This is a genomic window from Streptomyces sp. PKA51 (assembly GCF_057552455.1).
This window is the reverse complement of record NZ_BAAJPZ010000006.1, coordinates 221,586-234,100: the sequence shown is the minus strand read 5'-3', so window position 1 is coordinate 234,100 and position 12,515 is coordinate 221,586. Positions and strand designations below refer to the sequence as shown.

Genomic DNA, 12,515 nt, shown 5'->3' with positions numbered 1-12,515 from the left:
ATCGCCATCGGAAAAGGTGCTTGTGCGACCACAGTGCGCCCGGTGCCGCCGTGGACGGCGCAGCGCCACGGCGGCACCGGTGTGACGGGGGCGGGGTATTCGCCCGCGTAGCGCAATCGCGGTGCCGTCCGCGCGGCGCTGCGCGGGGCGGAGGCCGCCCATGGTGACGATCGGTGGTGCCGGCGGCCCGCGCCCGGGCCGGGGCCCGAAAGCCGCGCCAGGAGGTCGACCCCGTGCAGATCCTGCTCATCGCCAGCGCGTTCAACAGCCTGACCCAGCGGGTGTTCGCCGAGCTCGGCGACCGGGGCCACGCGGTGGCCGTGGCCGTCGTGGACGGGGCCGAGTCGCTGCGGGCCGCGGTGCGCCGGCACTGCCCGGAGCTGGTCCTCGCGCCGATGCTGACGTCGGCGATCCCGCGTGACGTGTGGTCGCGCCGGCCGTGCCTGGTGGTGCATCCGGGGCCGCCGGGCGACCGGGGGCCCACGGCGCTGGACTGGGCGCTGCACGAGGGCGAGCGGCGCTGGGGGGTGACGGTGCTGCAGGCGCAGGAGGAGATGGATGCGGGCCCGGTGTGGGCGAGTGCGCAGTTCGCGGTGCCGCCGGGGGTGACCAAGAGCGAGTTGTACCGGGGGGAGGTGGCGGATGCGGCGGTGGAGGCGGTGCTGCTGGCGGTGCAGCGGTTCGCGTCGGGCTCCTGGCGTCCGCGGACGCAGGAGGGGCTGCGGGTGCGCACCCGGCCGGCGCTGCGGCAGGAGCAGCGGCGGATCGACTGGCAGGCGCAGCCGACGGAGTCGGTGCTGCGGACGCTGCGGGCGGCCGATTCGCGGCCGGGGGTGCGCGATACGTTCCTGGGCGCCGAGTGGTTGCTGTACGGCGGGCATCCGGAGGACCGGTTGCGGGGCCGGCCCGGTGAGGTGCTGGCGACGCGCGCGGGCGCGATCTGCCGGGCGACGGTGGACGGTGCGGTGTGGATCGGGCAGCTGCGGCGCGCCCGGACGCCGGACGCGCCGGCGGGGGTGAAGCTGCCGGCCGCCCTGGCGCTGGGTGACGCGCTGCCGGACGTGCCGGAGGTGCCGGCGCCGCTGGAGCTGCCGGCGCACCGGTGCACGTGGAGCGACATCCGCTACACGGAGCAGGGCGAGGTGGGTTTCGTCCGGTTCCGTTTCCCGGGCGGGGCGATGAGCACGGTGCAGTGCCGGCGGCTGCTCAACGCCTACCGGTTCGCCTGCCGGCGGCCGACGTCGGTGGTCGTGCTGGGCGGGGAGCGGGACTTCTTCTCCAACGGCATCCATCTGAACGTCATCGAGGCGGATGCGGACCCGGCGGCGGAGTCGTGGGCGAACATCAACGCGATGGACGACCTGGTGGAGGCGGTGCTGACGACCACCGACCGGCTGGTGGTGGCGGCCGTGGCGGGGAACGCGGCGGCGGGCGGGGCGATGCTGGCGCTGGCGGCGGACGAGGTGTGGTGCAGGGCGGGCTCGGTGTTCAACCCGCACTACCGGCTGATGGGGCTGTACGGCTCGGAGTACTGGACGTACACCCTGCCGCGGCGGGTGGGGGCGCGGCAGGCGCAGGCGCTGATGGAGCAGGCGGCGCCGGTGAGCGCGGGCCGGGCGCGGTCGCTGGGGCTGGTGGACCGGATCGTGCCGGGGCCGGCGCAGGAGTTCGCCGGTGCGGTCACCCGGATGGCCGCGGACCTGATCGGTGAATCGGATGTGCCGGTGCGGATCGCGGTGAAGAAGGCGGCGCGGGAGCGGGACGAGGGGCTGCGGCCGCTTGCGGCGTACCGGGCGCAGGAGCTGGAGCGCATGCGGGAGGCGTTCTTCACGCCGGACGCGCCGTACCACGCGTTGCGCTCGGCGTTCGTGCGAGGCGGGCCGGTGCCGGGGGCGCAGGAGCGGATGGAGGCGTTGTCGCGCCTGCACGCCCCGAGCAGGCGTATTGCCGGGAAAGATGAGGTATGTCAGTTTTAGCCCGGGGCCGTATCCCGGTGCCGCGGACCGCATCCCCGGTGCCGCGCCGCCGGACGCCGAAGGGAAGCGAAGCGAATGGGTTTCGAGCCCATGACACCCGGCTTCGACGAGGTGCACGTCCTGTGGACCTCGGAGGGCATGAGCTGCGACGGCGACACCGTCTCGGTGACCGCCGCCTCGCTGCCGAGCCTGGAGGACGTGCTCCTCGGGGCGATCCCCGGCCTGCCGAAGGTCCACCTGCACAACAAGGTGCTCGCCTACGAGACCGGGGACGACTTCACGGCCGCCTTCCACCGGGCGGCGCGCGGCGAGCTGGAGCCGTTCATCCTCGTGGTCGAGGGGTCGATCCCCAACGAGAAGATCAACGGCGAGGGCTACTGGACCTCGATGGGCAACGACCCGGACACCGGCGAGCCCATCACCCTCAACACCTGGCTCGACCGGCTGGCCCCCCGGGCCTGGGCGGTGGTGGCCGTCGGCACCTGCGCGGCGTACGGCGGCATCCACGCCATGGCCGGCAACCCCACCGGCTCCATGGGCCTGGTGGACTACCTGGGCGAGGACTTCCGCTCGGCCGGCGGGCTGCCGGTGGTCAATGTGCCCGGCTGCCCCGTGCAGCCGGACAACTTCATGGAGACCCTGCTGTGGGTGCTGCACCAGGCGGCGGGGCTGGCGCCGGTGATCCCGCTGGACGAACAGCTGCGGCCGACCTGGCTGTTCGGCAAGACGGTGCACGAGGGCTGCGACCGGGCCGCGTACTACGAGCAGGGCGACTTCGCCAAGGACTACAACTCCCCCAAGTGCCAGGTGAAGGTGGGCTGCTGGGGGCCGGTGGTCAACTGCAACGTCACCAAGCGCGGCTGGATGGACGGCGTCGGCGGCTGCCCGAACGTCGGCGGGATCTGCATCGGCTGCACCATGCCGGGCTTCCCCGACAAGTTCATGCCGTTCATGGACGAGCCGCCCGGCGGCACCCTGTCCACCGCCGCGATGGCCGTCTACGGCCCGGTCATCCGCACCCTGCGCTCGATGACGAACGTCAGCGCCAACCGCGAGCCGAAGTGGCGCCACAACGAACCGGCCCTGACCAGCGGCTACGAGCCGCGCTGGTCGGGCGGCCACTAGTCGGCGACACGGCCCGACGCACCTCAGGCACCAGGAGAGGAACCCGCCAGTGGCGAGCGCCCAGGACATCGACGCGGCACAGCGCGACCTCACCGAGGTCGCCTTCGACCCCATCACCCGGATCGTGGGCAATCTGGGCATCTACACGAAGATCGACTTTCCGGCGCGGCAGGTCGTCGAGTGCCGCAGCACCTCGTCCATCTTCCGCGGCTACAGCGTCTTCATGAAGGGCAAGGACCCCCGCGACGCGCACTTCATCACCAGCCGCATCTGCGGGATCTGCGGCGACAACCACGCCACCTGCTCGGTGTACGCCCAGAACATGGCCTACGGCGTCAAGCCGCCGCCGCTCGCCGAGTGGATCATCAACCTCGGCGAGGCCGCCGAGTTCATGTTCGACCACACGATCTTCCAGGACAACCTGGTCTTCGTCGACTTCTGCGAGCGCATGGTCAAGGAGACCAACCCCTCGGTCCTCGAACGCGCCGAGCGCACCCCCGCCCCGCGCGGCGACGTCCACGGCTTCCGCACGATCGCCGACATCATGCGCGCCTTCAACCCCTTCGAGGGCGAGGTCTACAAGGAAGCGCTGCGCATGAGCCGGATCACGCGCGAGATGTGCTGCCTGATGGAGGGGCGCCACGTGCACCCCTCCACCCTCTACCCCGGCGGCGTCGGCACGGTGGCCACCCCCCAGGTCTTCACCGACTACCTGGTGCGCCTGATGCGCTGCCTGGACTTCGTCAAGCGCGGCGTGGCCCTCAACGACGACGTCTTCGACTTCTTCTACGAGGCCCTGCCCGGCTACGAGGAGGTGGGCCGGCGGCGCACGCTGCTGGGCTGCTGGGGCTGCTTCCAGGACCCGGAGGTCGTCGACTACGACTACCGGCACATGAACACCTGGGGCAACGCCATGTTCGTCACCCCCGGCATCGTCGTCGACAACGAACTGGTGACCACCGACCTCGTCGACATCAACCTCGGCCTGCGCGTGCTGCTGGGCAGCTCCTACTACGAGGACTGGGCGGGCGAGGAGACCTACGTCGAGAAGGACCCCCTGGGCAACCCCGTCGACCAGCGCCACCCCTGGAACCAGACCACCCTGCCCCGGCCCCAGAAGCGCGACCTCGACGGCGGCAACTACAGCTGGGTGATGAGCCCGCGCTGGTACGACGCCCGCACCGGCGACCACCTCGCGCTCGACACCGGCGGCGGCCCGCTGGCCCGGCTGTGGGTCACCTCACTCGCCGGCAAGGTCCGCACGCCGTACGTGCGCTCCACCGGGCAGGGCGTGGAGATCGACCTGCCGAAGACGCCCTCGACCCCGGAGATGCGCCTTCAGTGGAAGCCGCCGCCCTTCCCCAACACCATCGAGCGCGACCGGGCGCGCATGTACTTCGTCGCCTACGCCGCCGGCATGGCCCTGTACTTCGTCGAACGCGCCCTGGAGGAGGTGCGGGCCGGGCGCACCAAGGTCTTCGAGGACTTCGGCGTGCCCAAGGAGGCCATCGGGGTCGGCTTCCACGAGGCCGTGCGCGGCGTGCTCTCCCACCACCTCGTCATCCGCGACCACAAGATCGCCAACTATCACCCGTACCCGCCCACCCCGTGGAACGCCAGCCCCCGCGACCCCTACGGCACGCCCGGCCCGTACGAGGACGCCGTGCAGGGCCTGCAGCTGTTCGAGGAGAACGGGCCCGAGAACTTCAAGGGCATCGACATCATGCGCACCGTCCGCAGCTTCGACCCGTGCCTGCCGTGCGGCGTGCACATGTACCTCGGCGGCGGGCGCACGGTGCGGCAGAGCCACTCACCGACCTTCGGCGCCCTGGCGTAGGCGGGAGGCGCACCCATGCCCTGGAACCGTGACGAGGCCCGCGCCCGCGTCGCCCGTACCGAGGCGCTGCTGGCCGGGCTGGAGGAACTGCCCGGCCCGGCCGTGCGCGAGGTGGCCGCCGACGCGCTGCACGCCGTCGTCGCCCTGTACGGCGAGTGCCTGGCCCGCATCCTCGCCCAGGTGGACGAGGCGACCGCGGCCGAGCTGGCCGCCGACGAGCTGGTCGGCCACCTGCTGCTGGTGCACGACCTGCACCCGCAGCCGGCCGCCGACCGGGTGCGGCGCGCCCTGGCCACCCTGCGCCCGGCCCGGGCCGCCGAGCTGACCTCCCTGGAGGGCACGGTGGCCCGCGTCCGGCTCGACACGGCCGGCTGCGGCTGCTCGGCGGACCAGGCACGCCGGCAGGTCCGCGACGCGGTGACGTGGGCGGCGCCCGAGATCGAGCACGTGGAGCTGCAGGAGAGCGCCCCGGCGGCCGCGCAGGCGCTGATCCCGGTGGAGGCGCTCTTCCGCTCCGGTGCCGATGCCGGTGCCGCTGCGGGTGCCGATGCCGGTGCCGTTGCGGGCGCCGGGGCCGGGACCGTTGCGAGCGCTGGTGCCGATGCCGGGGCCGCTGCAGGCGCCGGGGCCGGGGCCATTGCGGGTGCCGGTGCCGGTGCCGGTGCCGGTGCCGGTGCCGGTGCCGGTGGGGAGAGGGTGTCGTGAGCGGTACGGCCGTGCGCCTGCGCGCCCTGGCCCGGCGGCCGCCGCCCGCGGCGCCGCCGCAGCGCTGCGACCTGTGCGCCGGTCCCCTGCCCGCAGGCCACCGGCACCTGCTCGATGCCGCCGACGGCACGGCGCTGGCGTGCGCCTGCGGCGCGTGCGCGCTGCTCTTCGGCCACCAGGCGGCCGGGCGCTACCGGCTGGTGCCCCGGCGCCGGATCCGCCTGGCCGGCCACCGGATCGACGACCTGCTGTGGGCGGCGCTCGGCGTGCCGGTGCACCTGGCGTTCTTCGTCCCCGGCGAGGGGGACGCGGCGGCGACGGCCGGCTATCCCGGCCCGCTCGGGGCGCCGTGCGCCGCCGTGGACGCCGAGCTGTGGCAGGAGCTCGCCGCCGGCCTGCCCGAGCAGGCACGCCCGGCCGCCGGGGTGGAGGCGCTGCTGGTGGACCGGCAGGCGGGCGAGCACTGGATCGTCCCGGTGGACGACTGCCGTCGCCTGGTGGCCGTGCTCCGCGCACACTGGAAGGGCCTGACCGGAGGTCCCGGGGCCCGGGCCCGGATCACGGATTTCTTCCGGGGGCTGGCGGAGGACGCGCCGGTCCCCGGGGAGCTGTAGGAGGCGAGATGGACCGCACGCAAGCGTCGAACAGCATGGCCGCCATCACCGTCGGCAAGCCCCACGTGCACCTCGACAAGCCCGCGCACGTCCCCGGCGTACGGCAGGGCAACCACACCGGACACTACAAACGCCAGCCCGGCCACCAGAAGGACCAGCGGTCCTCCTCCCGCCGGTCGACCGGCGTCAACCCGGGCCCGAAGAACCCGATCCTGCCCGGCATGCCCAACCTCTCCCCCGCATGAGCGCGCCCACCGCCCCCGGCGGGTGCCCGCCCGGGCCGGCGCGGCGCGAGGACATCGCCGAGCTGTCGTTCGCCGTCACCGGCTGCCGCGCGCTCGAGCACGCCGCCGTGCCGACGCTGGCCTTCCGGCTGTCCCTCACCCGCACCGGCGGCGGACCCGTGCGCTCGGTGGCGCTGACCACGGACGTACGCATCGCGCCGGCGCGCCGGCGCCCGGCGGACGGCGAACGGCTCGCTCTGGCCCGGCTGTTCGGGCGGCCCGAGCAGTGGGCCACCAGCATGCGGCCCCTGTCCTGGGCGCGGCTGACCACGTTCGTTGCGCCCTTCGACACGCGCACAGTCCTTCAGCTGCCGGTGCCGTGCACCCGCGAGTGCGAGCTGGCCGTGACCGCCTACTTCGAGGCGGTGCGGGACGGGGAGGTGCCGCTGGAGTTCCACTTCAGCGGCACGGTCTTCCACACCGGGGACGACGGGAGGCTGCGCACCTCGCAGATCTCCTGGAACGGCGAGGCGCTGCACCGGCTGCCCGCCCGTCAGTGGCACGAGCTGACGGGCCGCTACTTCGGCGGGCAGAGCTGGCTGCGCGTCTCGCGGGAGACCCACGACCTCCTCGCCGCCCACCGCGACCGCCGGGCACTGGCCGGCTGGGACGAGACCGTCCGCGACCTCGTCGAGGGGGCCGCCGGATGACTGCGCGCACGCCCGCCCCCGGCACGGTCGCCCGGGCCGTCGACGAGATCACCCGTACCTGCCTGTACGAGGGCTACCTACTGTGGCCCTACCGTCGTTCGGCGCTGAAGAACACCCGGCGCTGGACGTTCGGCGCCGTCTTTCCCGCCACCTGCGCGGCGGCCCTGGGCGAGCGGGACCGGATGCGCACGGAGGTGCTGCTCCAGGCGCCCGGGCCGGTGCGCGTACGGGGCCGGGTGCGGTTCCTGCACGCCGTCGACCGGCAGGTGCACCGGCGGCGGCCGGACGGCGGCCGGGAGCCGGTCGACGCCCTGACCGTCGCCGGTACCCGGCACCTGACCTGGCAGGAGGCCACCGAGCGCGAGTGGCCGCTGCCGCCGTGGTCCCCGGGCGACGGCCCGCTGCGGGTGCCCGTCGAGGTGCCGGGCGGTCGCTGCGAGGAGGTGCTGACCGGCGCGGACGGGCGAGCGGAAGGCAGCCTGGTACGCAGCTGGCAGCCGCTGGCCGGAGCGCTGGAGGTCGCGGCCGTGCCGCTGGGCGGCGGCGCCTGGCGGGTCGGCGTCACCCTGCACAACGCCTCGCCGTGCCCGCCGGTGGAGCCGGGCCGGCGCACGGCCCGCGACGAACTGGCCCGGCACGCCTTCCTCTCCACCCACGCGGTGCTGGAGTGCGCGGGCGAGGGTGCGTTCGTCTCGCTCGCCGCCCCGCCCGCCGGTCCCCTCGCGCAGGCGGCGCGGGAGTGCCGCAACGAGGGCGTGTGGCCGGCCCTGGTGGCCGGCCCCGACGGGCCCGCGGACGGCGACCGGCACCGCTGCCGTACCGTGCTGGCCTCGCCCGTCACCCTGGAGGACTTCCCCTGCGTCGCGCCCGAGAGCCCGGGACCGATGTTCGACGGAGGTGAGATCGACCAGTTGCTGGTCCTCAGCGTGCTCGCCCTGACCGCCGAGGAACAGCAGGAGGCCCGGGCGAGCGATCCCAGGGCCCGGGAGATCCTCGACCGCTGCGCCGCGCTGTCCCCGCGCGAGCTGATGGCCCTGCACGGCACCCTCCGCGGCGTCCCGCCCGCCGCACCGGCCCCCGCGCGGGAGGGGGCGTGAACGCCCGGACGGTGGTCGTCGCCGGCGTACGGCTCGGCCGCGGCAGCACGGTGCGGCTGCGGCCGCTGCACCGCACCGACGTGCTCGACCTGGCGCTGACCGGGCGCACCGCCGAGGTCGAGGCCGTGGAGGAGGACATGGAGGGCCGCGTCCACCTCGTGGTGAGCCTGCAGGGGGACGCCGGGCGGGACTTCGCCACGGGCCTGGGGCACCGCTTCTTCTTCGCGCCGGAGGAGGTCGAGCCGTACGCCGCCACGGGTCCGGACGGGCCCGGCGCCGCGGCGCGGCCGCCGCACGGCGGCCGGCGCGTGCTGGTCGCGGGCATCGGCAACCTCTTCCTGGCCGACGACGGCTTCGGCCCCGAGGTGATCACCGCCCTGCTGGGCCGGTCACTGCCGCAGGGCGTGCACGCCGCCGACTTCGGCATCCGCGGCATGGACCTGGCCTACCGGCTGCTGGAGGGCTACGACGCGGCCGTGCTCGTGGACGCGGCCCCGCGCGGCGGCAGCCCGGGCACCCTCCGCCTCATCGACGTCGGCCCGGACGACGTCGGCGCCCTCGCGGACGCGCCCGGGGCGCACGGCATGGATCCGGTCAAGGTGCTCGCCCTGGCCCGCGAACTGGCCCGCCAGGAGGGCCTGGAACTGCCGCGCGTCCTCGTGCTCGGCTGCGAGCCGCTGCTGCGGATGCGCGGCGACGAGGCGGACGTGGAGGTCGGGCTCAGCCCGCCGGTGCGGGCCGCGGTCGGCGAGGCCGCGGCGTGGCTGCCGTCGCTGACCGAGGAGCTGCTGCGCGATCCGCGCGGCGCACTGACTGCGGACGCGGCAAGGAGGTGACTCGACATGCGGAACGGCATTTTCATCCCGGCGGTCGTGGTGCGCATCGCGGTGGGCGCGCTCGCCGCGGCCGCGCTCGCGGCCATTGCCTTCAGCACGCCCGACGCGGTGCGCTACATCAAGATGGAGAGCATGTGAGGACGGACCCGCGACCATGAGCCACCCGACGATCGAGGACGTGTTCCTCACGCACCTGCAGGACGCCCACGCGCTGGAGAAGCTCGTGGACACCGCGCTGGGCGCGCTGATCTCCACCGCCGGGGCCCCCGAGCTGCGCGACCTGCTGGAGCACCACCGCGAGCTGACGCGCGCCCACCTGGGCGCGCTGGAGGACCGGCTCGCCGCCCACGACCGGCACGCCTCGGCGCCCAAGGACTCCGGGCTGGCCGCCGCGGCGCTCGCCGAGGGGCTGCTGGCCCGGGTGCGGGCCGACCACGCCGGCAAGCACGCCCGCGACGCGTACACCCTCGTCCACGCCGCCGTCGCCGGCTACGAACTGCTGCGGCACCTGGCGCAGCGCGCCGGGGACACGGCGACCGCCGAGGTCGCCGCACGGCATCTGGCCGACGAGCGGGCGACGGCCGCGGCCGTCGACGAGAAGTGGGACCTGCTGCTGGACGTCTCCCTGCGGCACGCCGGGGTGCTCTCCGCCCCGCCGCCCGGCACGACGCGCTCCCTGCGCGGCATCGCCGGCGGGGACCGGCAGCGGTAGGCGGGCGGAGGCGTCATGGCGCACGGACGACCCCGGCCGCGGCGGTCCGGGCGGGCTCATTCGCCCGAGGACGAGGCGACCCTCGCCGCGGCCGCCGAGCGGCTCTCGCGCGACGTCGTGGAGCTGGTGCGGCGCGAGCTGGAGCGGGCGCGCCCGGAGGCCGTGGCATCGCTGCGCCGGGCCGGGCTGGGCACGCTCGCCCTGACGGCCGCGACGGTGTGCGGCGCACTCGCGGTGCTCTCGGCGCACGAGGCGGCCCTGGCCGCCCTGGAGCGGTCGATGCCGCGGCGGTGCGCCGCCTCGGCGCTGGGCGCCGGGTACGCGGTGTGCGGCGCGGGCCTCGCGTGGTGGGGGCGCCGGCAGCTGTACGAGGTGCGCAGGGCCTCCCAGCAGGCCCTGGACCAGGTGCGCGAGGGGCCGCCGTTCCGGGAGTGAGAGGGGATCGTGCCCCGTGCTCGTTCAGGCCGCGTGCTTCTGCTCCGCGGCGCGCTGCCGGCGCTGCCGGGCGCGGCGCAGGGCGCGCCGGTCGTCCTCGCTGGTGCCGCCCCACACGCCGTACTCCTGCCCGGTCTCCATCGCCCACCGCAGGCACTGCTCCTGCACGGGGCAGGTGCGGCAGACCGACTTGGCGTCCTCCGCCTGGGCGAGGGCGGGGCCGCTTCTGCCGATGGGGAAGAACAGATCGGGGTCCTCGTGCCGGCATTTGGCGTACTGCCGCCAGTTCATTGTGCGCGCTTCCTCCCTGTCGCCGGTGGCTGTCGTCTCCGCCGTTGCGGCGTTCCCGTAGCGGCTAACCGGGGGCGGCGCGGATATGCACGGGGGATGGCGCGATGTCAGCGGGCCGGGCGCATCGGTGGCCGGCCGCCGGGGTGGCGATGACGCCAGGTCCAGAAGACCGCGCACGCCACGGCCGCCCACACCAGGAGCACGGCGAAGGGGAAGAAGTGCTGGCGGTGGTGGAAGTAGACCGCGGTGTGCTGGGCGTTGACGGAGGCGCCGGGCGGCAGCCAGCGGCCGACCGCGCCCAGCAGCGAGGGCAGCAGCGGCCAGGAGACGGCGCCGCCGGAGGAGGGATTGCCCAGCAGCACCATCAGGCCCCAGGTGGGCAGCATCGCCCAGCGTCCCATCAGGGAGTTGAACATGGAGAAGACCATGCCGGAGGTGAACATCGTCAGCGCAAGGATCAGCCAGGACTCCACGAAGGGCAGGCGCAGGGCGCCCAGGCCCCAGTCGACGACGGCGGCGATGGCGAACCCGCCGAGCAGGGCGTAGCCGGCCGTGAAGGCGATGCGCTCGCCCGGGTTGAGGGCGGCGGCGTTGACGCTGAGCTGGATGGCGCCGACGAAGCCGACGACGACGGCGGCGAGGGTGATGTAGAACAGCGCCAGTCCGCGCGGGTCGCCCTTCTGCAGGGGGTTGATGTCCTTGACCGTGACGGGCGCGCCGATGGCCCGGCCGACCTGCGGGGCGGTCTGGGCGAGCAGTTGGGCGACGGTGGCGCCGGAGGCCCCGGAGACGTCCAGTTCGGCGGAGTCGGGGCGCTCGCGCAGGATCGCGTAGACCTTCTGCTCGTCGACCGCGCGGCGGGCGTCGGCGTAGGTGGCGTAGTGCCGGAGCCTGAGTTCGGCGCCGAGCGCCTTCTCCATGCCCTGGACGAAGGCGGCGCGGGTGACCTCGGGCGGGGGAACCCCGGTGACGGCGGTGGGGATGTTGTGGGGCGTGGGGTTGGCCATGGCGTACGTGTACGAGCCGGCGAACAGGCCCGCGGCCGCGGCCGTGATGAGGCAGACCACGACGGCGGGGAAGAACGGCGAATGCCGGAAGGCCCTCCATCGTCGCCGCTGCGTCGCGGGGTCGTCGCCACCCATGCCGTCACGATAAGCGGAGGATCGGCATCCGGCGCGGCCGGTGCCGCCGGCCGGACGGCCCGCGCCCCGCGCCGACGGCCGGCAGCCGGTGTTACCGTCGAACACATGGCGTTGTCCGTTCACGAACGAGAGCAATTCCTGGCCGAACCCCACATCGGTGCCCTGGCGGTGACCGGGCAGAGCGGCCGAGGGCCGCTGACCGTCCCGATCTGGTACCACTACGCGCCCGGCGGCGAGCTGTGGATCCACACGGGCCCGCACTCGCGCAAAGCGCAGGCCATCAAGGCGGCGGGCCGATTCAGCCTGATGGCGCAGCGGACGGACCCGACCGTGCGCTACGTGTCCGTGGAGGGTCCGGTCACCCGGATCGCCCCCGGCAGCCGGGAGCTGTCCTGGCAGATGGCCGCGCGCTACCTGCCACCGGAGCGGGTCGCGGCCTTCGTGGAGTACGAACAGACGCATCTGGGCGAGCACGTGGCCATTTATATGCGCCCGGAACACTGGCTCTCGGCGGACATGGGAGCGTTCTAGGGCCTGTCCGACACGAATAATCAGCCGACGAGTTCTCGCAGCCACAAGATCAGAGCGGCTATGACAATCCCGGCCAGGTAGCGTTCGGCGAGCTTGTCGAACCTCGTCGCGATGGCACGGAACTGCTTGAGGCGGGCGAAGCATCGTTCGACTACGAGGCTGTGGCGTCGTTGATGTTGCCCGGCGTGAGCACGATGGACAGCGGAAGGCCGCGGCCGTCGACGGCGAGGTGAATCTTGGCGGTGATCACGCCATGGACGGCCACGTCCGCCCCGCTTCG

Annotated in this window: 15 protein-coding genes and 1 pseudogene; 13 read left to right on the top strand and 3 right to left on the bottom strand. The window is 74.2% G+C overall.

Annotated features, from left to right (window positions below; all coding sequences use genetic code 11):
• The first annotated feature begins 233 nt into the window (after positions 1-233).
• From AC27L3_RS12545 to AC27L3_RS12490, 12 genes are all read left to right on the top strand, one after another.
• The gene (locus tag AC27L3_RS12545; protein ID WP_487234091.1) at positions 234-1,976 is read left to right on the top strand and encodes a hydrogenase maturation protein; all 1,743 of its coding nucleotides are present in this window, start codon (positions 234-236) and stop codon (positions 1,974-1,976) included.
• A gap of 75 nt (positions 1,977-2,051) precedes the next feature.
• Complete coding sequence (locus AC27L3_RS12540; RefSeq protein ID WP_487234090.1) at positions 2,052-3,101, top strand: NADH-quinone oxidoreductase subunit B family protein; 1,050 nt, start codon at positions 2,052-2,054, stop codon at positions 3,099-3,101.
• A gap of 49 nt (positions 3,102-3,150) precedes the next feature.
• Complete coding sequence (locus AC27L3_RS12535) at positions 3,151-4,938, top strand: nickel-dependent hydrogenase large subunit (RefSeq protein WP_487234089.1); 1,788 nt, start codon at positions 3,151-3,153, stop codon at positions 4,936-4,938.
• Between the two features lie 15 nt (positions 4,939-4,953).
• Positions 4,954-5,643 (top strand): NifU family protein, encoded by a 690-nt coding sequence (locus AC27L3_RS12530; RefSeq protein WP_487234088.1) that lies wholly within the window; start codon positions 4,954-4,956, stop codon positions 5,641-5,643.
• The gene (locus tag AC27L3_RS12525) at positions 5,640-6,257 is read left to right on the top strand and encodes a DUF5947 family protein (protein WP_487234087.1); all 618 of its coding nucleotides are present in this window, start codon (positions 5,640-5,642) and stop codon (positions 6,255-6,257) included. The genes AC27L3_RS12530 and AC27L3_RS12525 overlap by 4 nt, the downstream gene beginning before the upstream one ends.
• A gap of 8 nt (positions 6,258-6,265) precedes the next feature.
• Complete coding sequence (locus AC27L3_RS12520) at positions 6,266-6,502, top strand: hypothetical protein (protein ID WP_487234086.1); 237 nt, start codon at positions 6,266-6,268, stop codon at positions 6,500-6,502.
• Positions 6,499-7,191, top strand: a complete 693-nt coding sequence (locus AC27L3_RS12515) for a DUF6084 family protein (RefSeq protein ID WP_487234085.1) — start codon at positions 6,499-6,501, stop codon at positions 7,189-7,191. Before AC27L3_RS12520 ends, AC27L3_RS12515 begins: the two co-directional genes overlap by 4 nt.
• Positions 7,188-8,288: a hypothetical protein gene (locus tag AC27L3_RS12510; RefSeq protein ID WP_487234084.1), complete on the top strand. Its 1,101-nt coding sequence runs from the start codon at positions 7,188-7,190 to the stop codon at positions 8,286-8,288. Before AC27L3_RS12515 ends, AC27L3_RS12510 begins: the two co-directional genes overlap by 4 nt.
• Positions 8,285-9,124, top strand: a complete 840-nt coding sequence (locus tag AC27L3_RS12505; protein WP_487234083.1) for a hydrogenase maturation protease — start codon at positions 8,285-8,287, stop codon at positions 9,122-9,124. Before AC27L3_RS12510 ends, AC27L3_RS12505 begins: the two co-directional genes overlap by 4 nt.
• Before the next feature lie 6 nt (positions 9,125-9,130).
• On the top strand, positions 9,131-9,262 hold the full coding sequence (locus AC27L3_RS12500) for a DUF6893 family small protein (protein WP_344437552.1): 132 nt from the start codon (positions 9,131-9,133) through the stop codon (positions 9,260-9,262).
• Between the two features lie 16 nt (positions 9,263-9,278).
• Entirely contained in the window at positions 9,279-9,836 is a 558-nt protein-coding gene (locus AC27L3_RS12495) for a DUF892 family protein (protein WP_487234082.1), read from the top strand.
• 15 nt (positions 9,837-9,851) lie between these two features.
• Entirely contained in the window at positions 9,852-10,271 is a 420-nt protein-coding gene (locus AC27L3_RS12490; protein ID WP_487234081.1) for a phage holin family protein, read from the top strand.
• Between the two features lie 24 nt (positions 10,272-10,295).
• Here the strand turns inward: AC27L3_RS12490 and AC27L3_RS12485 are convergent, their stop codons facing one another.
• Together AC27L3_RS12485 and AC27L3_RS12480 are read right to left on the bottom strand one after the other, a co-directional pair.
• Positions 10,296-10,562 (bottom strand): WhiB family transcriptional regulator, encoded by a 267-nt coding sequence (locus AC27L3_RS12485; protein ID WP_487234080.1) that lies wholly within the window; start codon positions 10,560-10,562, stop codon positions 10,296-10,298.
• 107 nt (positions 10,563-10,669) lie between these two features.
• Positions 10,670-11,704: an ABC transporter permease gene (locus AC27L3_RS12480; RefSeq protein ID WP_487234079.1), complete on the bottom strand. Its 1,035-nt coding sequence runs from the start codon at positions 11,702-11,704 to the stop codon at positions 10,670-10,672.
• A 105-nt stretch (positions 11,705-11,809) separates the two neighbouring features.
• Here AC27L3_RS12480 and AC27L3_RS12475 point away from each other — a divergent pair, with 105 nt between their 5' ends.
• Entirely contained in the window at positions 11,810-12,235 is a 426-nt protein-coding gene (locus tag AC27L3_RS12475) for a pyridoxamine 5'-phosphate oxidase family protein (RefSeq protein WP_487234078.1), read from the top strand.
• 20 nt (positions 12,236-12,255) lie between these two features.
• On the opposite strand, the pseudogene AC27L3_RS12470 reads toward AC27L3_RS12475, so the two are convergent.
• Positions 12,256-12,488 (bottom strand): annotated as a pseudogene (locus AC27L3_RS12470) (transposase); the annotation flags it as partial.
• Positions 12,489-12,515 lie beyond the last annotated feature (27 nt).